This window comes from Paraburkholderia sp. USG1, from assembly GCF_031570135.1.
Taxonomy (GTDB): Bacteria; Pseudomonadota; Gammaproteobacteria; order Burkholderiales; family Burkholderiaceae; genus Paraburkholderia; species Paraburkholderia dioscoreae.
Genome location: NZ_JAMWXW010000007.1, coordinates 79,393 through 101,128 on the forward strand (window position 1 = coordinate 79,393; position 21,736 = coordinate 101,128).

23 protein-coding genes and 1 tRNA gene are annotated in these 21,736 nt (G+C 61.7%); 19 read left to right on the plus strand and 5 right to left on the minus strand.

The window, feature by feature from the left end; genetic code table 11:
• Window positions 1-1,209 carry a chromate transporter gene (locus NE850_RS11515; protein ID WP_035516944.1) on the plus strand — a complete coding sequence of 403 codons (1,209 nt, stop codon included), beginning with the start codon at window positions 1-3 and terminating at the stop codon, window positions 1,207-1,209.
• A 97-nt stretch (window positions 1,210-1,306) separates the two neighbouring features.
• Here NE850_RS11515 and NE850_RS11520 read toward each other — a convergent pair whose 3' ends face one another.
• The 5 genes from NE850_RS11520 to NE850_RS11540 all read right to left on the minus strand — a co-directional run bounded on the left by NE850_RS11520 (window position 1,307) and on the right by NE850_RS11540 (window position 9,326).
• Window positions 1,307-1,765, minus strand: a complete 459-nt coding sequence (locus NE850_RS11520; RefSeq protein ID WP_007175733.1) for a CopD family protein — start codon at window positions 1,763-1,765, stop codon at window positions 1,307-1,309.
• Between the two features lie 283 nt (window positions 1,766-2,048).
• Window positions 2,049-4,373 (minus strand): DNA topoisomerase IV subunit A, encoded by a 2,325-nt coding sequence (gene parC / locus NE850_RS11525; RefSeq protein ID WP_165185341.1) that lies wholly within the window; start codon window positions 4,371-4,373, stop codon window positions 2,049-2,051.
• Window positions 4,374-4,453: 80 nt separating this feature from the next.
• Window positions 4,454-6,439, minus strand: a complete 1,986-nt coding sequence (locus NE850_RS11530) for a DNA topoisomerase IV subunit B (protein WP_007175735.1) — start codon at window positions 6,437-6,439, stop codon at window positions 4,454-4,456.
• A 354-nt stretch (window positions 6,440-6,793) separates the two neighbouring features.
• The gene (locus NE850_RS11535) at window positions 6,794-8,731 is read right to left on the minus strand and encodes an ATP-binding cassette domain-containing protein (RefSeq protein ID WP_007175736.1); all 1,938 of its coding nucleotides are present in this window, start codon (window positions 8,729-8,731) and stop codon (window positions 6,794-6,796) included.
• A gap of 193 nt (window positions 8,732-8,924) precedes the next feature.
• Window positions 8,925-9,326, minus strand: coding sequence for a DUF4399 domain-containing protein (locus NE850_RS11540; protein WP_310698758.1), 402 nt, complete (start codon window positions 9,324-9,326; stop codon window positions 8,925-8,927).
• 337 nt (window positions 9,327-9,663) lie between these two features.
• Here NE850_RS11540 and NE850_RS11545 point away from each other — a divergent pair, with 337 nt between their 5' ends.
• From NE850_RS11545 to NE850_RS11630, 18 genes are all read left to right on the plus strand, one after another.
• Entirely contained in the window at window positions 9,664-9,855 is a 192-nt protein-coding gene (locus tag NE850_RS11545; RefSeq protein WP_007175738.1) for a rubredoxin, read from the plus strand.
• 254 nt (window positions 9,856-10,109) lie between these two features.
• Window positions 10,110-10,184: transfer RNA gene (locus NE850_RS11550), tRNA-Arg, on the plus strand.
• 167 nt (window positions 10,185-10,351) lie between these two features.
• Entirely contained in the window at window positions 10,352-11,563 is a 1,212-nt protein-coding gene (locus NE850_RS11555; RefSeq protein WP_310698759.1) for a phage integrase central domain-containing protein, read from the plus strand.
• A 107-nt stretch (window positions 11,564-11,670) separates the two neighbouring features.
• Window positions 11,671-12,243, plus strand: coding sequence for a hypothetical protein (locus NE850_RS11560; protein WP_310698760.1), 573 nt, complete (start codon window positions 11,671-11,673; stop codon window positions 12,241-12,243).
• A gap of 413 nt (window positions 12,244-12,656) precedes the next feature.
• Window positions 12,657-12,884, plus strand: a complete 228-nt coding sequence (locus tag NE850_RS11565) for an AlpA family phage regulatory protein (protein ID WP_310698761.1) — start codon at window positions 12,657-12,659, stop codon at window positions 12,882-12,884.
• A gap of 1 nt (window position 12,885) precedes the next feature.
• The gene (locus NE850_RS11570) at window positions 12,886-13,251 is read left to right on the plus strand and encodes a hypothetical protein (protein WP_310698762.1); all 366 of its coding nucleotides are present in this window, start codon (window positions 12,886-12,888) and stop codon (window positions 13,249-13,251) included.
• Window positions 13,251-13,751: a hypothetical protein gene (locus NE850_RS11575; RefSeq protein ID WP_310698763.1), complete on the plus strand. Its 501-nt coding sequence runs from the start codon at window positions 13,251-13,253 to the stop codon at window positions 13,749-13,751. The genes NE850_RS11570 and NE850_RS11575 overlap by 1 nt, the downstream gene beginning before the upstream one ends.
• Window positions 13,744-14,007, plus strand: a complete 264-nt coding sequence (locus NE850_RS11580) for a transcriptional coactivator p15/PC4 family protein (protein WP_310698764.1) — start codon at window positions 13,744-13,746, stop codon at window positions 14,005-14,007. The genes NE850_RS11575 and NE850_RS11580 overlap by 8 nt, the downstream gene beginning before the upstream one ends.
• The gene (locus NE850_RS11585) at window positions 14,000-14,263 is read left to right on the plus strand and encodes a hypothetical protein (protein WP_310698765.1); all 264 of its coding nucleotides are present in this window, start codon (window positions 14,000-14,002) and stop codon (window positions 14,261-14,263) included. The genes NE850_RS11580 and NE850_RS11585 overlap by 8 nt, the downstream gene beginning before the upstream one ends.
• Window positions 14,256-14,492: a hypothetical protein gene (locus NE850_RS11590; RefSeq protein ID WP_310698766.1), complete on the plus strand. Its 237-nt coding sequence runs from the start codon at window positions 14,256-14,258 to the stop codon at window positions 14,490-14,492. The genes NE850_RS11585 and NE850_RS11590 overlap by 8 nt, the downstream gene beginning before the upstream one ends.
• Complete coding sequence (locus NE850_RS11595; RefSeq protein WP_310698767.1) at window positions 14,482-15,093, plus strand: hypothetical protein; 612 nt, start codon at window positions 14,482-14,484, stop codon at window positions 15,091-15,093. Before NE850_RS11590 ends, NE850_RS11595 begins: the two co-directional genes overlap by 11 nt.
• A 116-nt stretch (window positions 15,094-15,209) precedes the next feature.
• On the plus strand, window positions 15,210-15,431 hold the full coding sequence (locus NE850_RS11600; RefSeq protein WP_310698768.1) for a hypothetical protein: 222 nt from the start codon (window positions 15,210-15,212) through the stop codon (window positions 15,429-15,431).
• A 304-nt stretch (window positions 15,432-15,735) separates the two neighbouring features.
• Complete coding sequence (locus tag NE850_RS11605; protein WP_310698769.1) at window positions 15,736-16,296, plus strand: hypothetical protein; 561 nt, start codon at window positions 15,736-15,738, stop codon at window positions 16,294-16,296.
• Window positions 16,297-16,923: 627 nt separating this feature from the next.
• Complete coding sequence (locus NE850_RS11610; protein ID WP_310698770.1) at window positions 16,924-17,274, plus strand: hypothetical protein; 351 nt, start codon at window positions 16,924-16,926, stop codon at window positions 17,272-17,274.
• Between the two features lie 114 nt (window positions 17,275-17,388).
• The gene (locus tag NE850_RS11615; protein ID WP_310698771.1) at window positions 17,389-17,676 is read left to right on the plus strand and encodes an HNH endonuclease; all 288 of its coding nucleotides are present in this window, start codon (window positions 17,389-17,391) and stop codon (window positions 17,674-17,676) included.
• Window positions 17,677-17,843: 167 nt separating this feature from the next.
• On the plus strand, window positions 17,844-18,293 hold the full coding sequence (locus NE850_RS11620; RefSeq protein WP_310698772.1) for a hypothetical protein: 450 nt from the start codon (window positions 17,844-17,846) through the stop codon (window positions 18,291-18,293).
• The gene (locus tag NE850_RS11625) at window positions 18,266-19,786 is read left to right on the plus strand and encodes a terminase TerL endonuclease subunit (RefSeq protein WP_310698773.1); all 1,521 of its coding nucleotides are present in this window, start codon (window positions 18,266-18,268) and stop codon (window positions 19,784-19,786) included. Before NE850_RS11620 ends, NE850_RS11625 begins: the two co-directional genes overlap by 28 nt.
• A gap of 56 nt (window positions 19,787-19,842) precedes the next feature.
• Window positions 19,843-21,732 (plus strand): phage major capsid protein, encoded by a 1,890-nt coding sequence (locus tag NE850_RS11630; RefSeq protein WP_310698774.1) that lies wholly within the window; start codon window positions 19,843-19,845, stop codon window positions 21,730-21,732.
• Window positions 21,733-21,736: the final 4 nt, after the last annotated feature.

The window sequence follows — 21,736 nt, forward strand, 5'->3', positions numbered from 1 at the left end:
ATGCAGACGATCACGAGCCAGGATGCTTCCAGACGAGGTGAACGCGAACCGCTATGGACGCTGTTCCGGGTCGTGTTCGGCCTGTCCGCGTTGTCATGGGGCGGACTCGCTCTCATGGCGCAACTTGAAAACCATTATGTCGAACGCAAAGGCCGTCTCTCGCGCGTCGCGTTCTCCGATCTGATCGCGCTGGCGTGGATGGTGCCCGGTCCGGTGGGCTGCAACGTCGCCGTGCAACTCGGGCACTCGTTGCGCGGACGCGCCGGCGCCTGGATCGCGGGCATTGCGAGCGTACTGCCCTTTTTCATGCTGATGACGCTGTTCGCGATCTTCTACCGCACGCCGCTCGTGCGCGCCGCCGCTTCGCAAACCTTGCTCAATCACTTCAGCGTCGTGCTGGCCACGCTCATCGCCATCACCTGGTACAAACAGACGCGCGCGCTGGTGCGCGGCAAGCTCGAATGGATTGCGACGGTGCTCGGTTGTGTCGCGCTCTTCTATGCGCGCAGTCCGGCCGCTTATGTGGTCATGCTCGGGGCGGCCTTCGGCACCGGCTGGCTGGTGAGCCCGGTGCGCAGCACGCCCGTTGTCGTGTCGTTCGCGCGCGGCGACTGGCAGATGCTGAGCGCCTTGTGCGCATTGCTGGTGTTGTTCGCGCTGCCGCTGCCGCATCGCTACGACCTGGCGCTGTTGTGGCCACGGCTCGCCGGTGCCGGCATGACGTTGTTCGGCGGCGGCTTCTCGGCGTTGCCGGTGCTCAAGACGCTGTTCGTCACGCCGGCGATCGGCGTCTCCGATAACGACTTCACCCTGGCGTTTTCGCTCTCGCCGTTGTCGCCCGGACCGCTGTTGAACGTGGTGCCGTTCTTCGGCTATCTGGTGGACGGCTGGGCGGGCGCGCTGATTGCCACGCTCGCGCTATTCGTGCCGTCGGGCTGCCTCGTCGTGCTCGCGCAACGGCATCTGCATCAGTTGAAGGCCAATCCGCGATTCGAGCATGGCATGCGGATCCTGCGCGCCGTCACTACCGCGTTTCTCGCGGTGGCCGTGCTTCGGATTGCCGCGCATGTGCCGTTCAGCCCGGTCTATCTGATGACCGCGCTGTTCTCCGCCATGTGCTTCGCCAAGCTGAAGGTGCCCGTGTACGTGGTGTACGGGACGGTGGCGGTGGTGTGCGGGTTGTGGTTCGCGTACGGCGCGCTGATCTAGACGGCGGCGGCACCGCACACGATAACGACAACGCTTGATGGGATGCCGCGCGGCGATGTCGCCACGCGGCTGGCGGACTTGAAACGACGCAGCGGTCTCAGAAGCCGCGCGACAGCACCGCGACGCCGATCGTCACCACGCCGAGCACGATATTGATCAACACCAGACGACGGATCGTGCCGACGGCGCGCGCGCCATCCGGCCATTTTTGCGCCTGCACCGCACGACGGATGCGCGGAAAAACCGCAAAGCGGATGTGCCCGAAGATCAGCATCATCACAATGCCGAGGCCCGCCATTGCATGCAGCGGCCAGGTGGCGTGGCCGCCGCCGAATTGCATCAGCAGGAATCCGCCGGTGAGGAGAATCACCAGCACGGCGGCGGCGACCCAATTGAAGAAGCGGCTGAACACCGATTCCCACAGCGGCAGGCGTAATTGAGGCGATAGATCGGCAATTGCCGGACGCAGACAGAAATGGGCGAACACCATTCCACCTACCCACACCGCAACCGCGAGCAGATGCAGAAAGAGTGCGAGTTCGATAGCCTTGTTCATGTTGTTTTCCTCTCCCGACGACGCCACACCGCTTATGACGAGTGATACTGGCAGCGGCTATTGAATGGAATGCCCCCAAACCTGGCGGCCCGGCGCTTTCCTGAGCGCACGTTCGACCGCGTGGTCCGCAGGCAGTTCCATTGCACTCGTGGCTCTCACGTCGTTGTAATTGTTATCGCAGCACCTCCACCGTAATGGCGACGCGGCTCCCCGATTTCGTACTGCGCACGGCAAGCGTCCCGCATGCTAGCAGACGCTTGCCGTGTTCCCACGTCAATCTTTGTTAAACGGCCAGCACCGGACGCATGCTTTCGAGCTTCATCTTGCTCTCAGGCGCGCGCCCCTTGCGCGCCCGCTTGCCGATATGCGGCGCGAGCGCGGCGCCGCTGACCTTTTCTTCGTCCACACGGCCGCCGCGGCGCGTGCCGATCAACACCACACCCGCGTTGTTGATCGAGAGCGCCTGCACCAGCGTTTCCTTGTCGTCGAGCGCCATCAGCGTGACGCCGCGGCCGCCGCCCGAGAGTGTCTTCATCTCGTCGAGGCCGAACACCAGCAGACGCCCGTTCGAGGAGAGACACGCAATGTGCGTCGCATCCGGCAGCATCGGCATCGGCGCGAGCGGTTGAGCGCCGGCGTCGATCGTCATGAACGACTTGCCGGCCTTCACGCGGCTCACCATATCGCCGACCTTGGCGATGAAGCCAAAGCCGTTGCTCGAAGCGAGCAGCAACGCCTGATCCGCGGACGCAGCGTAGTAATGCATCAGATGGCTGCCCGACTCCAGTTCGATCAGCGACGTGACCGGCACACCGTCGCCGCGGCCGCCTGGCAGCATGGCGACCGCCACCGAATAGACGCGGCCATTGCTGCCCCACGCGACCAGCGTGTCCGGCGTGCGGCACGGGAACGCCGCGTAGAGCCCGTCGCCGGCCTTGAACGTGAAGCCCGCCGCGTCGAGCCCGTGGCCCTTCAGCGCGCGCACCCAACCCTTCTGCGACACCACGACCGTGACCGGTTCGTCGACCACGCGCGCTTCGAACGTTGCGCGCTTTTCCTGCTGGATAAGCGTGCGGCGCTCGTCGCCATACTGTTTGGCGTCGCCTTCGATTTCCTTGATGAGCAGCCGCTTCATGGCCGACTCGCTGCCGAGCAGTTCTTCCAGCCTGGCCTTCTCGTCTTTAAGTTCGGCCAGTTCCTTCTCGATCTTGATCTTCTCGAGCCGCGCCAGTTGACGCAGCCGGATTTCAAGAATGTCTTCGGCCTGACGATCCGACAAGCCGAACGCGGCCATCAACGCGACCTTCGGTTCGTCCGATTCGCGAATGATGCGGATGACTTCGTCGATATTCAAAAAGACGATCATCCGGCCTTCGAGAATATGAATCCGGTCGTCGACCTTGCTCAAGCGATGCCGCGTGCGACGCGTCACCGTGGCGAAGCGGAACGCGATCCACTCGTGCAGGATTTCGCTCAAGCCCTTCTGACGCGGCCGGCCGTCGCCGCCCACCATCACCAGATTCAGCGAGGCGTTCGATTCGAGGCTCGTGTGCGCGAGCAACGTGTTGACGAAATCGGTCTGATCGATACGGCTCGACTTCGGCTCGAACACGAGGCGCACCGGCGCGTCCTTGCCGGACTCGTCGCGCACCGCGTCGAGCAGCGCCAGCATGGTCTGCTTGGTCTGCAGCTGTTCGGGCGTGAGCGTCTTCTTGCCGAGCTTGATCTTCGGATTGGTCTGCTCTTCGATTTCCTCAAGCACCTTCTGTGCGGCCGTGCTCGGCGGCAGTTCGGTGATGACCAGTTGCCACTGGCCGCGCGCGAGTTCTTCGATCTTCCAGCGCGCGCGCACCTTCAGGCTGCCGCGGCCGGATTCGTAGGCGGCGGAGATTTCCGCTTCGCTAGAGATGATCTGGCCGCCGCCCGGAAAGTCGGGGCCGGGAATGTACTGCATCAATTCCGCGTGCTGGAGCTTCGGATTGCGGATCATCGCAACCGCGGCCGCCGCGACTTCGCGCAGATTGTGCGACGGAATTTCCGTGGCCAGACCCACCGCAATGCCGGACGCGCCGTTCAGCAGCACGAACGGCAAGCGCGCGGGCAGCAGCCTCGGCTCGTCGAACTCGCCGTCGTAGTTCTTCATGAAATCGACCGTGCCCTGGTTGATTTCATCGAGCAGCAGTTTCGCGATCGGCGTGAGGCGCGCTTCCGTGTACCGCATGGCCGCCGCACCGTCGCCGTCGCGCGAGCCGAAGTTGCCCTGCCCGTCGATCAGCGGATAGCGCATCGAGAAGTCTTGCGCGAGACGCACCAGCGCGTCGTACGCGGACTGGTCGCCGTGCGGGTGATACTTACCGAGCACGTCGCCGACCACGCGCGCGGACTTGACCGGCTTCGCGTTGTCGGAGAGGCCCATGTCGTTCATCGCGAACAGGATGCGGCGCTGAACCGGCTTCTGGCCGTCGCACACATCCGGCAGCGCGCGGCCCTTGACCACGCTCACCGCATAGTCGAGATACGCGCGTTCCGCGTAATTGCCGAGCGTGAGAAAGTCGCCTTCCGGAGGTGGCGGCGCGGTGAAAAGGTCGAGAGTGTTATCGTCGTCCATCTAGATTCCGTATCCGTGTTTGGCGTGAAGTTGCCGTGCGTTTTCAATATCCATGCGCGCGTGATTCTCTATGCGCGCGCTCAGATATCCGCTTCCACTTCGTTGCCCTTTTCTTCCAGCCAGCTGCGCCGCGACGCCGCTTCCCCCTTGCCCATCAGCATCGTCATACGCGCCACCGTGGCGTCGTAGTCGAGCTCGCCGAGCGCCACTGGGGTCAGGCGCCGCGTGTCGGGGTTCATCGTGGTATCCCACAACTGCTCCGCGCTCATTTCGCCCAAGCCCTTGAAGCGGCTGATCGACCACTGCGTGTCGCGCACCCCGTCTTTGCGCAGCTTGTCGAGAATCGCTTCGAGTTCGCCTTCGTCGAGCGCATACAGCTTCTGCGCCGGCTTCTTGCCGCGCGCGGGTGCGTCGACCCGGAACAGCGGCGGTCGCGCCACGCACACGTGGCCGCGTTCGATCAGCTGCGGGAAATGCTTGAAGAACAGCGTAAGCAGCAGCACCTGAATGTGCGAGCCGTCGACGTCCGCGTCCGACAGAATGCAGATCTTGCCGTAGCGCAGATTCGACAGATCGACCTTGTCGTCCGGGCTATGCGGATCGACGCCGATCGCCACCGAAATGTCGTGCACTTCGTTATTGGCGAACAGCCGGTCACGCTCGGTTTCCCACGTGTTCAGCACCTTGCCGCGCAGCGGCAGGATGGCCTGATATTCCTTGTCGCGGCCCATCTTCGCGGAGCCGCCCGCCGAGTCACCCTCCACGAGGAACAGTTCATTGCGGCCGATTTCCGTCGATTCGCAATCGGTCAGCTTGCCCGGCAACACGGCCACGCCGGAGCTCTTGCGCTTCTCGACCTTCTGCCCCGCACGCGTGCGCGCCTGCGCCTGCTTGATGACGAGGTCAGCGAGTTTCTTGCCGAGCTCGACGTGCTGATTCAGCCACAACTCCAGCGCAGGACGCGCGAACGACGACACCAGTTTGACCGCGTCGCGGCTATTCAGGCGTTCCTTGATCTGCCCTTGGAATTGCGGATCGAGCACCTTGGCCGACAGCACGAAAGACACGCGCGCGAACACGTCTTCAGCGAGCAACTTGACGCCCTTCGGCTGCAGGTTATGCAATTCGACAAAACTCTTCACCGCCTGGAACAGCCCGTCGCGCAAACCGGATTCGTGCGTGCCGCCCGCGGGCGTCGGAATCAGGTTCACGTACGACTCGCGCATGAGCGTGCCTTCCTCGCTCCACGCAACCACCCACGAGGCGCCCTCGCCTTCCGCGAAGGTCTCTTCGCTCGCGCGCGAGTTTTCGACGTAGCGCTCGCCCTCGAACAGCGGAATCAGCAGATCGCTGCCGTTCATGCCTTCGAGCAGATAGCCACGCAGGCCGTCTTCATATTTCCAGCTTTGCCGTTCGCCGGTTTTCTCGTTGATCAGCGTGACTTCCACGCCCGGCAACAGCACCGCTTTCGAGCGCAGCAGACGCTGCAATTCGCCGAGCGGCAGGTTCGGCGAATCGAAGTACTTCGGATTGGCCCACGCGGTGACGCGCGTACCGGACTTCTTGTCGCCTTTCGTGGCGGGGCGCACTTCGAGTTCCCTGGCGACGTCGCCATTGGCGAAACTCAGCTCGGCGACCTTGCCCTCGCGCCACACAGTGACGTCGAGGCGCGTGGACAGCGCGTTGGTGACCGACACGCCGACGCCGTGCAGGCCGCCCGAGAACGTGTACGCGCCGCCGGCGGCTTTATCGAACTTGCCGCCCGCGTGCAGGCGCGTGAAAACGATTTCGACGACCGGCACGCCTTCTTCCGGATGCAGGCCGAACGGGATGCCGCGGCCGTCGTCTTCCACCGAGACCGAATGGTCCGCGTGCAGCGTGACCGTGATTTGCCGGCCGTGACCGCCGAGGGCCTCGTCCGACGCGTTGTCGATGACTTCCTGAATGATGTGCAGCGGATTCTCGGTGCGGGTGTACATGCCGGGCCGTTGCTTGACCGGCTCCAGACCCTTCAACACCTTGATCGACGCTTCGCTATACGCGGCGTTTGGCTTTTTCGTAGACATGGTTGACTCGGGTGCGTCGGTTCATCGTTGTCCACAGGAGCTGTGGACAGGTCCGTGGACAATGCGTTGAGTTTTCAAAAAAAGCGAAGCGAAACAATGGGGTTAGGTGGGGTGCCCGTGGTGCGGGCAAGCTGTTTGTCGCATGGCTTCCCGGTGGCGCGCTCGACGGCGGCCCGAAGCCGGCCCTGCGTGAAGCCAGTGCGGGCAACGTCGACGCCGGTGCGAACGCCGGGGAAGCCTGTTCGCGGGGTATTTTACTGATTTCGATCCGCGCGGCAATTCACGACACGTGGGATTGGCCGTCCGGATAAGGCGCGGCCGCGGCGCCGCTCGATCCCGCGCCGCGCCGGCGCCTCACTTGCGGCGGTTTTCCAGCTCGTCCCAGCGCTCGAGCGCGATCAGCAGTTCCTCGTCGATCGCGGCGTAGCGTTCGGTCAGGCGCGTGCCTTCCTGCGCGTCTTTGGCGAACACGGAGCCGTCTGCGAGTTGCGCGCCGATCGTTTTCTGCTCCGCTTCGAGCGCGGCGATCTTCCCCGGCAGCGCCTCCAGTTCGCGCTGCTCCTTGAACGACAGCTTCGCGGCGCGTTGCGTATTGCGGCCCGCGGAACTGTCTTTGCCCGGCGCCGCGTCTTTGCCCGCTTCCTTGCCGGCTTCTTTCTGCGCGTCCAGCGCCATCTGCTGCGAGCGGTCGCGCTGGATCTGCCAGTCGGTAAAGCCGCCGACGTACTCGCGCCACTTGCCGCCCCCCTCCGACGCGATCACCGACGTCGCGACGTTGTCCAGGAACGCGCGATCGTGGCTGACCAGCAGCACCGTGCCGTCGTATTCCGTGAGCAGTTCTTCGAGCAGTTCGAGCGTGGGAATATCGAGGTCGTTGGTCGGCTCGTCCAGCACCAGCACGTTGGCCGGGCGCGCGAACAGGCGCGCGAGCAGCAGACGGTTACGCTCGCCGCCCGACAGCGACTTGACCGGCGAACGCGCGCGTTCCGGCGCGAACAGGAAGTCGCCGAGGTAACTCATGACATGCTTCTTCTGGCCGTTGACTTCGACCCACTCGCTGCCCGGGCTGATGGTGTCGGCGAGGCTGTTTTCCAGATCGAGCTGCGCGCGCATCTGGTCGAAATACGCGACCTGCAGGTTCGTGCCAATACGCACCGTGCCTTCGTCCGGCGCCAATTCACCGAGAATCAGCTTGAGCAGTGTGGTTTTGCCCGCGCCGTTCGGGCCGACAAAGCCGATCTTGTCGCCGCGCATGACGGTGGCCGTGAAGTTGTCGACCACCGTGCGCGAACCGTAGCGTTTGGTGACGTCGGTCAATTCGGCGACGATCTTGCCTGACTTCTCGCCCTGGCCGACGTCGAGCTTGACGTTGCCCTGCACGTTGCGGCGTTCCGCGCGCTGGTTGCGCATTTCCACGAGCCGCGCGATCCGGCCGACGCTGCGCGTGCGGCGCGCCTCGACGCCCTTGCGAATCCACACTTCTTCCTGCGCGAGCAGCTTGTCGAACTTGGCCGCTTCCACCTGCTCGACTTCGAGCTGCTGCGCCTTGCGCGTCTGGTAAGCCGAGAAATTGCCCGGATACGACAGCAAACGCCCGCGATCCAGTTCGACGATGCGCGTGGCGACGCGATCGAGAAACGCCCGGTCGTGGGTAATGAAGAGCAGGCCCGCGCGCAGTGAAACCAGCAGGTCTTCGAGCCAGCGGATGCCGTCGAAGTCGAGGTGGTTGGTCGGCTCGTCGAGCAGCAGCACGTCGGGCTGCACGACCAGCGCGCGCGCCAGCGCGACGCGCTTTTGCATGCCGCCCGACAGCGAGCCCACCCGCGCCTCGCCGTTCAGACCGATCTGCTGCAACGTGGTTGCGACGCGCGTGCTCCAGTTCCAGGCGTCCGAATGGTCCAGCGCCGATTGCAGCGTGTTCATGCGCGCCATCAGCGCGTCGTGCTCCGCGCCTTCCGGCTCGTCGGCAAGCTGGTTGGCGACCGCGTCGTATTCGTCCAGCAACGCGCGAGCGTGCGTGAGGCCGGCGGCGACCGCGTCGAACACCGTGTCGTCCGTATCGAACTCCGGCTCCTGCGGCACGTAAACCGTGGTCAGGTTCTGCTGGCGCGTGACGAGACCGTCGTCAGGCCGGGTCAGATCGGCGACGATCTTCAGCAGCGACGACTTGCCCGCGCCGTTGCGGCCGATCAGCCCGACGCGCTCGCCCGCTTCGAGAGAAAAATCCGCGTGATCGAGCAACGCGACGTGACCGAAGGCCAGTTGGGCTCCGGTAATGGTGTAAAGCGACATGGAGAATTGGAGAAGACAGCGATGAGTCGGAACTGCCCATTGTACCGGGCGCAGGGGCGGCTGCCTGTCTGCCGGAAGAGATAGGCCGAATGGCTGGCTTGCCGGACACGGATAAACCCGGTGCGGATGGCGCAGAAGCCTGCTGGCCCGGCCGGAGCGCCTTCGCGCGCGCCCGGCCGTCTCGTGCGGCGGATTACTTCACGTGCACCGTGATGGTCTTGCTCATTTCCGGGCCATACGAACGATGTGCGCCGTCGCCGAATTGCAGCGTCAGCGTGTGGTCGCCCGGCGGCAGCGTCAGATCGGTCTCGGTCTGGCCCTTGCCGAAGTGCAGCGACTTGTCGTTCGCGGGGATCACCTCGCCCTTCGGCAGCGGCTTGCCGTCCACCAGCAGATGATGGTGGCCCGTGCCTTCCGTCATCGTGCCTGCCGGCGCGATCTTCATGCCGTCGACACCGAACACGACGTGGACGGGATTGCTGACGGTCGCGCCGTCCGCCGGCTGGACGAACGACACGCTTGCCGCCTGCGCCACGCCGGATACGGCGAGCAATCCGGCCAGTACCGTACTGGCCAACCATGTGTTTTTGAACATCGTTTTTCTCCTTGTTGGGAAACGAGAGTCATGCGCGAGCCATGCTGGCGACGACGGCGCCCTCAGTAGGCTGAGGCCGATCGTCGCAATTCATGCGGGGCGCCCGGGGCGCCGGTCCAAGGGATCAGCAGCGGATCAGAGCATACACGCAGTGTGTGACGCGGTTCATCTACTGGATTCCGAGTTTATCCCCGGACGTGCCGGGCGGTTTGCGGCGCTGCCGCGTGGGTAGTTTTCTGCCGGATTGACAAATTCCGGTAATATTGCGGGTCGCCGCCGCGCCCAAAAAAGGGGCAGACTGGGCGGATCATTGCATTGAACTGGAAAAGAGTACGTCGTGAGCGAAGTAATTGAAGTGACTGAATATAAGAGCTGGGTCTGCCTGATTTGCGGCTGGATCTACAACGAGGAAGAAGGCCTGCCAGAGGAAGGCATCGCGCCAGGCACGCGCTTTGCCGCGATTCCCGAAGACTGGCGCTGCCCGCTGTGCGACGTGGGCAAAGCCGAATTTGCGGTGGTGGAGTTCTGAGGCGCACTGATCGGGTTGCCGGAGCGCGGCGTTGATGGTTTGCGCAGCCGGCGGTTCGCGCGGCCCAGCAGGCTATATGCTTGCTGGGCCGTTTGGTTTGTGGGATTCGGGTGGCGCATGCAGTCCGAATGCAGCCCTCCTCGCGTTCGGGCGTGTTTGATATACTCTGCGCTCGCTGGTGAATCCGGACTGCTCCCGATCCTCGCGGAGCTTGTCCGGCAGCGCGATTGCGGCGATTATTGCGGTTTGGTCCTCTCCCTGTAGTTCAATGGATAGAACAAGTGCCTCCTAAGCGCTAGATACAGGTTCGATTCCTGTCAGGGGGACCAAGAAGCTTCCCAGCGTCACCCAGGTTTGCCCAGAAAAGCCCCGTATGCCTTGCGCTGCGGGGCTTTTTGCTGCCATCATTGCCCATGTTTGCCTTGCATAAGCCAGTTTTTTTGGGGGCACTGGTGGGGACACCGCGCTTGTGCCCCAAACCTGATGCCCCCACACCATGCCAAAGCCCATAGAACCTCTGACTGACATGCGAGTCCGCAAGGCCAAGCCAGCGGAAAAACCATATCGGCTTGCCGACGGGAAAGGCCTTTATCTTGAAGTCATGCCGAACGGATCTCGCTATTGGCGAATGAAATACCGGTTCGGTGACAAGGAAAAGCGGGCGGCCTTCGGTGTGTACCCGGAGGTGTCCCTCGCCCAAGCTCGTGAGCGGTGCCTTGCGGCGCGGAAACTGTTAGCCGATGGCATCGACCCGTCAGAGCAGAAAAGGGAAGTGAAACGGGCGCGAGCGCTTGAGGCGTCGTCATCGTTCGAAGTGGTTGCGCGGGAATGGTTTGAATCGCAGAAGGAGGCCTGGACCGAGGTCTATGCCGGCAAGGTGATCAATTCGTTGGAGGTCGACGTTTTCCCGCGGATCGGGGCCAAGCCGATTGGCGACATTGAGGCGCCGCACATGCTGGAAATCGTCCGGACAATCGAAGCGCGCGGCGTTCGCGAGACGGCTAAGCGTGTTCTGCAACGCTCGCGGGCTGTTTTCCAGTACGGCATCATGACCGGCCGTTGCTCGCGCAATCCTGCCGCGGACATCGACGCTGAAACCGTGCTGAAGAAAGGCGTTGGCGTCAAGCACATGGCCCGCGTCAAACCGGTCGAGATTCCGCAACTCATGTGCGACATCGCCGACTATCAGGGCGACGTGGTAACGCGCTTGGCACTGCGCTTCATGGCGCTGACGTTCGTTCGCACGGCGGAAATGATCAACGCGGAGTGGACCGAGTTCGACGAGAAGGTAGCCGAGTGGCGAATCCCGGCTGAGCGCATGAAGATGCGCGACCCGCACATTGTCCCTCTGTCCCGCCAGGCGCTCGACGTGTTGAAGAATCTGCGGGAGCTAAACGGTAATGAGCGGTACGTGTTCCATAGCGTGCAAGGCCGTAGTCGCGGACCCATCTCGAATAACACGATGCTTTTCGCGCTCTACCGCATGGGCTACAAGTCTCGGATGACAGGGCACGGGTTTCGGGGGCTTGCTGCCACTGTATTGCGCGAGCTCGGATACAGTCGCGATGTTGTCGATCGGCAGCTCGCACACGCCGAGCGCAATCAGGTAACGGCGGCATACGTTCATGCGGAGTATCTGCCGGAGCGCAGGAAAATGATGCAACACTGGGCCGATTATCTAGCCCAAGTGCAGGAAAGCGCCGAGTGACAGGCGGCTTTTATACAGGTTTGCTGCGCCTAGCCCGACGGGGCGAAAACAGGGCTCCCTTACCCTGCTGGCGCGGCATCAATTTGTAAGGGTGCGAGAGGGCGCAAGTGTCAGAAATCGATTATCACTATTGGGCGTCGCTCGACAAATGGACGACCACCGAAGCGGCCCTGCTCATTGACGGTAAAGACCCAGCCCAGAATCGCGGTGTATCGCTCCGTGCCAAGGACACGCTAGCCGGATTTGAGAACGCCGCAAAGATCGCGAAAATACTCGAGCGGACTAACTGGACCGCAAGATACGGCCGGTCGCCGTGGGAGATTAACAAGCACCCTCTTTATATCGCTGATGCCATTCGGTCTGTGGGGCTAGAAATCCCGGCGCGGCTTTGGGAAAAGCTGCGAGACCGGCATGAGCGAGAAACTGGTGCTGGTGAGATTCAAAAAGAAGTGAATACGAGCGCGGCGACAAAAGAACGCCAAACGATGCTTAAGCTGATCATCGGCCTCGCTTGCGGCGGCTACCGACTTGATCCCGACGCAACCCGGAACATGTACGCCAAAGAAATGCGTATCGATCTTGAACGCGCAGGCGTCCCTTTGGACGACGAGACGATTAAAAAATACCTGGATGAAGCTAAGCGGCTGCGGCGCGATCTGCTTGTCCGGCGAGGCACCTAGTGTCGTTTAATGCCAAACCAAAACCGCCTTCGTGGCGGTTTTTTTATCCGCCGCCTGTCGTCATAGTCGCCATCGTCTTCATTAGGATCTATTTGTATCAATCTGTGCATGACGGCGAGTGATCGGACCTTTGGAACCACGGATAGCAAAGAAACGATAAACGCCGGTATTTCTAATAAAAAACAACTAATTACGTTCCCGTATCGGTTAGACACAGAACGCTGCAAAGGCCGCACAACGGGGTTGCGAGGCTTGTCGGAGAACAGGATCGGTAATCGGCCGTTTCGCCCAGCAAAGCCACGCCCAATATAGAAACACGCCCGAATTCGCCTAACCAAGTTTTCGGCCGGACAACGCAAAGGCCGATTAATCAAAACTTCAGCCATGTTCAACAACCTTCTACGAGGTTAAACATGGCATCGAAAGAAGAGTCGGTTATTGGTTTGCCGAAGGATGGCTTCAGCCGCTGGAATGATCTCGCCCCGCTCGCTGGCATGAGTCGCGAGACGATCCGGCAGCGCGAATTGCAAGGGAAGTTCCCACGCCGAATTCACCTCACGAAGCGCTGCGCCGTCTGGAAAAACCAAGAGCTTCACCGGTTCTTTGCGGACCCTCTCAATTACCGGGCAGAGGCCGCATAACATGACGACGAAAAAAAAGGCCGACCCAAAGGCCAGCCATAAAGTCGAGGTCGCTAACTACAACGCAAATAATACCATCCTCGGCGCCAAAAAACCCCTGACGAAAATCAACCGTGTGCTGCTTCATCTGCGCACGAACACGCGCGGCCTGAACCGCTTCGAAGCCGAACACTTGGGCGAACACTGCCTCAATACCACCATCGCCACGCTGCGCCGCGAAGGCTGGTTGATCGCAGGCGAATGGGAACACCTGCCGACCCGGTTCGGCTCGCCGGCGCGTGTGCTGCGCTACCGCCACATCGGCTACCGCAACCCCGCCGAAGTCGCCGAAGAAATCGCTGCAATCATCGGTAACGGAGGTGTGTGATGGCCCAAACACACTCGATTATCGGAGCCGGTACAATCTGGCCCTGTAAATTAACCTTGACGGCGCAGCGCTCGCTCTCCTATTCTTCGCACATCGGTGAAACAACACCGATCCAGCGTCGAAAACTGGAAATATGTGAGGCGGACAACCGCGCCAAGCGGTTTTTTTACGTCCGTACGCCTTTGCGCGCCGATTTCAATGGCGGGCCGGGCGGGGCAGCCTTCGGGCTGGCCGGTTGCCTCCATTTCCGGTTTTCGACCCCCGCTGTCTGGCCCGCCACCCCTCACGTCGAAATGAGCGGCGGGTCTTCATTGAAAATGGAGGCCGCTATGGCTGTTATCCCCGCTCGTCCCGAGCAAACCGAATCCCCAATCCAGATCATCAATCGTGCCCTGCGCGACGCCGCGCTCGCGCCGACCGTGTTCGACGCGCTCGACTGCTGCGCCGACGCCCTGCTGCAACTCGCTGAGATCTCCCGCGCGGAGGTGAGCAATGGCTAACCACCCCGTCAACAGCCGCGACGAGGACATCACCGTCCTGTCGATCCAGAAAACGGCCCGCCAGCGCATCGTCATTGGTCACAAAATGTTCCGCGGCGTCGCCTACGTCGATGTGCGCCTGTGGGTGGTCGACGCAAGCGGCGAGTACGTGCGCACGCAGCGCGGCATCTCCATCCGTCACGAGCAGCTCGCGCAGGTGAGCCAGGGCATTTTGCTGGCGATGCGCCAGATTGGGCAAGGTGGCCACCATGACTAATCCGGTCGATACGAAAGAGGCAGTTAGCCTGCTCAGCAACGCCGGAGGCATGTTCGCCTATGCGGGCGAATCGTTTCAGCAGGTCGGTGCTCTGTTCGCCGCGCTGCTCAAGTTCCTGCCCGAACACGGCGACGCCCGTCAGCTCGCGTTGCTTGGCGAGGATCTCTGCGACGACCGCGCGCAGACGTTTGTCGATCTGAACGCCGAATACAACGCGCACGCCGAGCGCTTCGTGAGCGGAGGCGATCGTGGATAAAACCCTCGACGAAATCCTCGGCGCTCGCGAAACGCTGTACATCCCGGTCGTATGTGGCGCTAGCGAGATGGTGAACGGTATTGAGCAAAGCCGCACCTCGTTCGGCATTCCCTGTCGGACTAAACAAGCTGCCTGGGCGGCGGCGCGCGAGATGTGCGACCAGATGGGCGGTATCTGCTTCACGGTGCGGCGCGCTGACCCGATGGCGGAGGTCGATCATGGCAACTAGAAAGAAGGAAATCGACCCGCGCGGAAGCTGGACCAAGCTCTACGCCGAAATGATCACGTGCCATGCGTACCGCGCGCTCAGCATGCCGGCGCGGTGCCTGATGTGGGATATGAAGTCGATGCTCAATGGCACTAACAACGGCTCCATCGGCGCGCCGTTCTCGGTGATGAAAAAGCAGTTCGGATGGAATTCGTCGGCCACGGTCAGTAAGGCGCTCTACGAGCTTCGCGCGATGGGGTTTATCGCGATCACGAAACAAGGTGGCTTCAAAGAGGGTGCGCGCGTGTGCTCGCTATATCGCTTCACCGACCAGCCGGTGTACGAACACAAGCAATCCGGCCGGCAGGCCGAGGGGCGTACTTACGACTACGACAACACACACTTCAAATCGCTGGCGGAGGCCAAGGCCTTGTTGGCGGTTCGTGTTGCTGAGTACCAGTCTGAAGGGCGCCGGCGCCAAAAGAAAAAACTCCCTGTTCAGGAGGTGAACCGATCGAGTTCATCTAGTGAACCCGAAGCAAGATTTTCGGGTTCGTTAAATGAACAGGGAGGCTCTATTTCGGGTTCACGTAGAGAACACTGCCTGCGCGTCGTCGGATAGACCCAAAAGCCTTATCTGACAGGGATTCGGGGACTTTTTAGTAGACCTAAGGGCGCCTTTAATCCCTGTTCACCTCCTGAACTCTTCTATAGATCTACCACCCCATAGGAAAGAAAATGGCGATTTACCGGTCTGTCAAGTGCCGCCTCTGCCCGGCAGTATTCCTCGCAGTCAGCTGGATTCCGTGTCGCATTGCTGGCTACTGTAGCCCGCTATGCCAGATCGAAAGTGGCAAGCCTCCCATCTCTTATGTGCGCGAACTGAAGGGCGGCGGCAACTATCAAGACCGCCACGGCCGCAAGATTGGTCAAAAACTCTTCGATGGGGAAAACGACTGAAACGCAGTGTTGAAGGATTGACGATGCTCATCGCTACCTTGAACGCATATGGCGACGGGCTCAGTGAACCAATTACCGGATTTTCCGTAGTTAGCCTCTTGAGCACATTCCCCTGGCTTTGGGGAAAAGTTATCCACAGGTTGTAAATCGACCCCAAAATTTTGCGCGAAAGGGTGCAACGGGCGACAGCCGGCAACGCCGCGCGGAGGGAATTCCCCCCTTCTGCGGTTCTGGAATTCAGAACGGGTGTTGTCAAATCGACAACGGGTTATCGAATCAATAATAGTTATCCACAGGACTACTCATGACAGACGAAAAGAAAATGGCATTTCTGCTGATCGCGCGGGTACGACGCGGTTGCAGGATTGCCGCACAGCAATGCGCCCGTCTTACCGGCTCCCAGCGCTCGGCCAGACGACGGGCAAACCGCCTGCGCGCCGCAAACGAAGGAAACGAACAACTGGCCGACCTGCTCCTGCTTCGCAGCCTCGAAGATGGCATTCGCGTCCTGGACCAGTACATCAACTCGGCCCGCTCGTTTCTCGCGACGTCCGGCCAGATGCTTCGAGTCGCTGCGCCGTTTATCGACCGCACGCTGACGCTCGACGAAAAATGCGACGCGCTCGACGTGAATCCGGTTGATCGCGTGGGCCTGCCACCTGATGTCGGCATCGTGAACCTCGCCTTTGCCTATGCGCTTGAGAACTCTGCAATGCGCCGCCGGCAGGATCGCAAACAGACGCCGCTATTCGACGCAGTGTTTGAGGCGCTCGCCGAGTTCTGCGACTCGCCCGCTGGTGCGCCGCTGGCTGCCGAGATTGCGGAGTTCGCGCGGCCAGCAACGGCAGCTGACACGATCCACTGACGAAAAAAAGCCGCGGACATGCCGCGGCCATAAAGGAGGTAACACAAGTCCGAGGAGATCTTGTGCGGGAAGAATTATCCAATATTGTTTAAGCGTTTCAATATAAATAAAAATGACTATCCCGCTCGGGAATCAGCAAGGTTTGAGGATGCAAGGTGGGCGATTCACCCACCTTGCTTTTCCTCTTCACCTGCGCGTGCCGCATGGGAGTGTCGACTATGTTGCCATGAAGCAAAATTTCAACATTCGCTTAGCTACATCCTCGCGTACGCGATGCGCCGGCGCACCGGATGCGTCGGTTGCAACGTTCCAGCGATGTTGTGCGCATCAGATCACGGATTTCTCCGGTTTCAAACCGGAGTATTCGACAGCGTCGACCGGCTCAGATTCAAGCCGGTCTCCCTGGATTCAAGGCGACCTCCCAGAACGGGTATGCCTGAAACAGGAACGGTGTCGCACGGTTCGACACCAGTCCGCAGATCGGCTCAACTTTGAGCCGATCTCCTCCAATATTAGGCGATCTCTCGCAACAAATGGCGGGATGAACGCAATCGTCTGCCACAAACTTGCGCACCTCGTCAAATGAAAGGCATATAATTGCTAGGTATTCAACTCAGGAGCAATGAAATGCTGACCAAAGACCAGATCCTCGCAGCGCTGGACCGCAAAACCGAATATGTCGCAATCACCGGCCTGAATGACATGGTTGGGCTGCGCGCAATGTCGGGCCTCGAACGCGACCGCTACCTCGATCTCGTGCGCGGCAAGGAAACCGGCGTGAGCTATTTCAATGCCGCGCTCATCACCTTCACCGCTGTCGACGGCGACGGCAATACGCTGTTCACCCCCGACGACATCGACGGCCTGATGCGCCTTCCCGCAACGCTGCTGGGTGATCTCGCTGACGCCGCAGCGCGCGCGAATGGTATGGGACCGAAAGAACCGGCCGCGCCCGCTGCTGTACAGGCCACCGCGTAACGACGTCGGTCATGCGACGCACGCGCAACCTGCAACGGCAGCTCGACGCAATGATCCGCGGTGCGCTCGCCGCACGCACGCCGCTCGATCTGCTGTTCTTCGATTGGGTGTGTCATGGGTGAGCGTATTCAGGAGCGCACGCGTGGTCGCAAGTGGATGAAGATCCGCGCGCGCATCCTCGATCGCGATCCGGTGTGTGTGCGCTGCCTTGAGCAGGACAGAACCAGCCTCAGTGTCATCGTCGACCACGTCGTGCCGCTCGATCACGGTGGCACGGACGCCGACGACAATCTGAGAGGCCTGTGTCTCGACTGTCACGATGCGGTCACGCGTGACCAGTTCGGCTATCGCGAGCGTCGTGCGTTCGGCCCTGATGGTCTGCCCGTCGATGGGTGGTCGTGATGGAAAAGTTTACGCGAACCGGCTGCGAATCGGTGGTTCGACGCGGCCAACCGTGTAAACCGTTCAATTCCGGCCGCGACCCGGGGGTATGCGAAATTTTCTTTGCACCAAAGCGGGGAAACCGCCGATCCCCACTCAAACCATAAACGTGGACAAAAAAGGTAAAAATGGCCCAACGCGGTAGGAAATCGACGGCATCGCTCGGAACGACGGTAATTGCGCCGATCGCTGCCGAACAGCGCCTCGCGCCTCCGCTTCACATGAGTGACGGCGAGCGGGCGGTCTGGCTCGAAGTCGTCAACGATCAGCCGGCCAGCGCATTCACCGCGACGCATGCGCCGCTGCTCGAAATGTATTGCCGGCACGTAACGAACGCGCGCGTGATCGCCGACGAGGTGCTGAACTTCGATCGCGCGTGGCTCGCGGACGATGAAGGGTTGAAACGGTACGAACGCTTGCTCGCGATGGCCGAGCGCGAGAGTCGCGCCGCATCGTCACTCGCCACGCGACTGCGTATCACGCGTCAGGCCGTGGAGCATCCGGCGACGGTCGGCCGCGCAATGGCAAACCAGAAGAAGGCAAGGAAGCCGTGGGAACTGCCCGAACCAGGCGCCTGACCCGCGGCGATCGCAATATTGCGTGGATCGAGACCAACTGCCGAATCCCGGAGGGCAAGCTCGTCGGCAAGCCGGTGACGCTGACGCGGGAGCAGCGGCGCTGGATCAAGCAGATTTACGACAAGCCGACGCGCACATTCATCCTCTCGATGGCGCGAAAGAACGCCAAGACGGCGCTCTCGGCGTTCCTTGTGCTGCTCCATCTCGTCGGACCCGAAGCACGCGCCAACAGCCAGCTCTACAGCGCCGCGCAGTCGCGTGACCAGGCCGCCATCCTGTTCGAACTGGCCGCCAAGGTCGTGCGCATGTCGCAGGATCTCTCCGAGTACGTCACGATCCGCGACACGGCCAAAGAGCTGCTGTGTCACGAACTCGGCACGATCTACAAGGCCCTGTCCGCAGACGCCGCGACGAAATTCGGCCTGAGCCCTGCGCTTGTCATCCACGATGAGCTTGGCCAGGTGAAGGGCCCGCGCTCCGAGCTGTATGAGGCACTTGAGACCGCGAGCGCGGCGCAGGACGACCCGCTGTCGATCATCATCAGCACGCAGGCGCCGACTGATGCAGACCTGCTGAGCCTGCTCATCGACGACGCACTCAGCGGCGCGGACCCTCGCCTCAAGGTCGCGCTGTACACGGCGCCGCTCGACATGGACCCGTTCAGCGATGAGGCGATCCGGCTCGCCAACCCGCACTTCGACGTGTTCATGAATCAGGAGGAAGTGCGCCGGCAGGCCTCCGATGCGAAGCGCCTGCCGAGCCGCGAGGCCGCGTACCGAAACCTGATCCTCAACCAGCGCGTCGAGGCGCGCAGTCCATTCGTTGCGCGTGCCGTATGGCTGGACAACGGCGGCGCGCCGGCCGATCTCACTGGCCGCGACGTGTACGGCGGCCTCGACCTGTCCAGTGTGAGCGACCTGACCGCGCTGGTGCTGGCATCCGATGATGGCGACGTTGAATCGACTTTCTGGCTGCCCGAGGAGGGGCTTGTGGAGAAATCCCGCGCCGACCGCGTGCCCTACGACGTGTGGGCGCGCGATGGCCTGCTTCAGACCACGCCGGGCCGCGCGATCGAGTACGAGTTCGTCGCCGAACATCTGCGCAGCGTGTTCGACCGCTGCAACGTCAAGGCGCTGGCATTTGACCGGTACAACATGCGGTTCCTCAAGCCGTGGCTCGTGCGCGTCGGTTTCAGCGAAGAGGAAATGGCCCGCTTCGTCGAGTTCGGCCAGGGCTTCGTGTCGATGTCGCCGGCTATCCGTGAACTCGAGGCGCGGCTGCTCGCGAAGAAGCTGCGCCACGGCTGCCACCCCGTCCTGACGATGTGCGCGGTCAATGCCACGACCGTTTCTGACCCGGCGGGCAATCGCAAATTCACCAAGCAGAAAGTGACCGGCCGCATCGACGGCATGGTCGCGCTCGCGATGGCCGTGGGCGCCACGCAACTTAATTCGGAAAATCCCGAAAAAGAATACCGGATGTTCTTTGTTTGACGTTGACATTGATACTTTGTGTGTGATAATGGCGAAAATCACGCAATCAAAAGTCAATGAAACGACCCATCGCGCAATTTGTCACCAAGGATCTGGCCGCCGCGTCGAATAAAGCGTTCTCACGCTTCGAAATCAAGAGCCTCGACGACGGCACGCGGATTCTGACGGGCGTCGCCTCGACGCCGACACCGGATCGTGTCGGCGATACCGTCGTGCCCGAGGGTATCCAGTTCAAGACGCCGTACCCGCTGCTCTGGCAGCACGACCCCGGCAAGCCCATTGGTACTGTCAACAGGATGACGATCACCGCGGCGGGCGCCGAGGTTGAGGCGACGATTGCGCCGGCGGGCACTGCAACGTACATCGACGAGGCCTACAACCTCATCAAGGCCGGGCTCATTCCCGGTCTCTCCATCGGGTTCCGTCCGATCGACTATGAGTTCGACAAGTCGACGGGCGGCTACCTCATCAAGACCTGTGAACTGTTCGAACTCAGCGCCGTGACGATCCCGGCCAACGCTGATGCGACAGTTCAAACGATCAAGTCGCACGACAAGTCCCGCGTGGGAGTGCCCGTTGTGCGTTTGAGTACTCCCACTGAAAAGGAACCTGAAATGACCCTCGCAGAACAACTGAAAGCCCTGGCGAAAAAGCGCGCTGACCATCTCGCCCGCCAGAAAGCGCTCATCGATGGCGCGGCTGCTGACGGTGGCCGCACGCTCAACGATGCCGAATCGACGGAATACGATCAGCTCGGCACCGAACTGAAGGCGCTCGACACGCACGAGACGCGACTGAAGGAAAGGCAGGCACTGGAAGCCAAAACGGCCGTGCCGGTGTCGGGCGGCCCGGCATCGCATTCGCCGGTCGTCGTGCAATCGAATGTCGCGAAGGGCACGGCTTTCACGCGGTACGCGATCGCGCTGATGCGCGCAAAGGGCAACACCATGCAAGCCCTGGAAATCGCGAAGGAATGGAAGGACAGCACGCCGGAAGTCGAACTGGTGCTCAAGGCGGCCGTTGCGGCGGGCACCACGACGGACCCGGCATGGGCCGGCCCGCTCGTGACGTACCAGAACATGGCCGGCGAGTTCATCGAACTGCTGCGCCCCGCGACGATCATCGGCCGCATCCAGAATTTCCGGCGCGTTCCGTTCAACGTCAGCATTCCGGGGCAGGTAACCGGCTCATCGGTCGGCTGGGTCGGTGAGGGTAAGCCGTCTCCCGTGTCGGCGCTGAGTTTCGATACGACGTCGCTGGGCTCGTCGAAGGTCTCAGGCATCGTGGTGATGACCGAGGAACTGGTCCGGTTTTCGAGCCCCAGCGCCGAAGCCCTCGTTCAGCAGGACATGATTGCGACGATCAGTCAGTTCCTCGACGGCCAGTTCATCGACCCGGCAAAGGCGGCCGGCGCAAACGGCCTGTCGCCAGCCTCGATCACGAACGGTGTAGCGGCAATTCCGGCCTCTGGCACCGATGCTGCCGCCGTGCGCACCGACGTTAAGGCGGTGTTCGACGCGTTCATCACCGCCAACCTCTCGGTTGCTGGCGCGGTGTGGGTTATGTCGGAAAGTACGGCACTCGCCCTCTCGATGATGCAAAACGCCCTGGCGCAGCCGGAGTTTCCGGGCCTCTCGATGGCGGGCGGAACGTTCTTCGGCCTGCCTGCAATCCTGTCGAAGACGGCCGGCAACATGATGATTCTCGCGAACGCCTCGGAGATCCTGCTCGCGGACGACGGCGGCGTGACGCTCGATGTGAGTCGCGAGGCATCGATCGAGATGGACAGCGCGCCTGCCGGCGGTGCTACGCAGCTCGTTTCGCTGTGGCAGAACGGCTTTATCGCGATGAAGGCAGAACGGTTCATCAACTGGAAGCGCCGTCGCGCCGCGGGTGTCCAGTACATCTCCGGCGTGAACTACGGCGCACCGGCGGACGCGGGTTAATCGG